This window comes from Bradyrhizobium sp. Ai1a-2 (assembly GCF_000426245.1).
Taxonomy (GTDB): domain Bacteria; phylum Pseudomonadota; class Alphaproteobacteria; order Rhizobiales; family Xanthobacteraceae; genus Bradyrhizobium.
In genome coordinates this window covers 1-1,532 of the sequence record NZ_AUEZ01000226.1, presented here as the reverse complement: position 1 = coordinate 1,532, position 1,532 = coordinate 1, and the positions used below count along the sequence as shown (strand labels likewise).

The window sequence follows — 1,532 nt, the reverse complement described above, 5'->3', positions numbered from 1 at the left end:
GCGCGCAGCCTGTGCAGCAAAATGCGCGCTTACCCAGAAACGGCGATCGGCACAAACGTCGGCGCCTCTGTGTCCGGCGTACGCATTCGAGGGCGACCGCCTTGCGGAGGCTGGCTATTGCATGATTACAGGCAGTATGGACACCACATCCACTGCCAATAATGCGAGAGTTATGGAGGTTGTCGATACAGGACGGCGGCGGTTCAGTATTGAAGCGAAGCAGCGGATTGTGGAGGAGAGCTATTGCTGTAGCGATCCTGTTTCTGTCGTTGCGCGCCGCCATGGATTTTTCCTGGTCAACTGTTCGGGTGGCGGCGCCTGGCGCGACAGGGCGCTCTTGGAGCGCTTAACAGCAAAGATGGCGAACACGGGTTTGTTGCGGCTCTGATTGAGCCAGAGCCAACGAGAAGCGAAGGGAGCCGTGACGACGCTCGCTGCGAGCGGGCTGTTGGACGGATGGAGATCGTGCTCGGCAGCGGTGTTCGCCTGATCGTTGGAGCGGATGTCGATACCGCCGCTCTGTCGCGCGTCTTAAGAGTGCTGGAGGGACGATGGGACGATGATGCTGATTCCGACGGGCGTTCGTGTGTGGCTTGCGACCGGCTACACCGACGTGCGGTGCGGCTTTCCGAGTTTGGCTCTCCCCGTACAGGAAGTACTCAAGCAAAATCCGCTCGGCGGGAATCTTTTTTGCTTCAGGGGGAAACGCGGCGATCTTTTGAAGGTCATTTGGCATGATGGCCAAGGGGCATGCCTGTTTACAAAACGACTTGAGAGAGGAAGGTTCATCCGGCCTTCGGTTGCAGGGGAAGCCGCGATGATCTCTCCGGCGCAATTGAGCTATCTCTTGTCTGGAATCGACTGGCGCAATCCTCAAGAAACGTGGCGTCCAACGCGAGTTGGATAAGCATTTTGCGATTGACCTTGCCAGCCAATCTGATTCACTGGCTTCATGAGTTTGAAGCCGGATGATCTTTCTTCGGACCTCGCCAGCGCCCAGGCGGTGCTGGTCGAGCGTGAAGTGCGGCAAAGGGTCGAAGCTGAGCGTGATGCGGCCGTGGCTGAAGCCGCCAGCGCGCAGGCAAAGCTGTCCGACACCGAAGCGCTGATCGCCCATCTGCAGCTCAGGATCGAAAAGCTGAAACGCGAGTTGCGCGGGTCGCGCTCCGAACGCACGGCGCGGCTGATCGAACAGTTGGAGCTGCAGCTGGAAGATCTGGTGATGTCGGCGACCGAGTATGAGCTTGCAGCTAAGGCCGCGGCGGCGAAAACCCAGACCGTGCGCGCCTTCACGCGCAAGCGTGCGCCCTGGCCGGACGACATCGAACGCGAGCGCGTCCTCATCGATCCCCAAATTTTCGGAATGTGGGGGCGCCGTACCGCTAACATTCAATCAATGTTTGAATAGACCACTGGCAATGTTCTTTCGTTGCAAGCGACGTTGATGAGTCGTCCGTGAAGAACCCTGCTTTCAGGCTGGGACGGACTGAGTTGCGGTGGTGAGAGCGGCGAGGATTCGGCGCAGCAACAGG

At 59.0% G+C, this 1,532-nt stretch carries 1 protein-coding gene and 2 pseudogenes; all 3 read left to right on the top strand.

Annotated features, from left to right (window positions below; genetic code table 11):
- Positions 1-388, top strand: a pseudogene (locus K288_RS51945) (hypothetical protein); the annotation flags it as partial.
- A 171-nt stretch (positions 389-559) separates the two neighbouring features.
- A complete protein-coding gene (gene tnpB, locus K288_RS51940) occupies positions 560-907 on the top strand; it encodes an IS66 family insertion sequence element accessory protein TnpB (protein ID WP_084800144.1) in 348 nt (115 codons plus the stop codon).
- 45 nt (positions 908-952) lie between these two features.
- Positions 953-1,351, top strand: a pseudogene (locus K288_RS49175) (transposase); the annotation flags it as partial.
- Positions 1,352-1,532 lie beyond the last annotated feature (181 nt).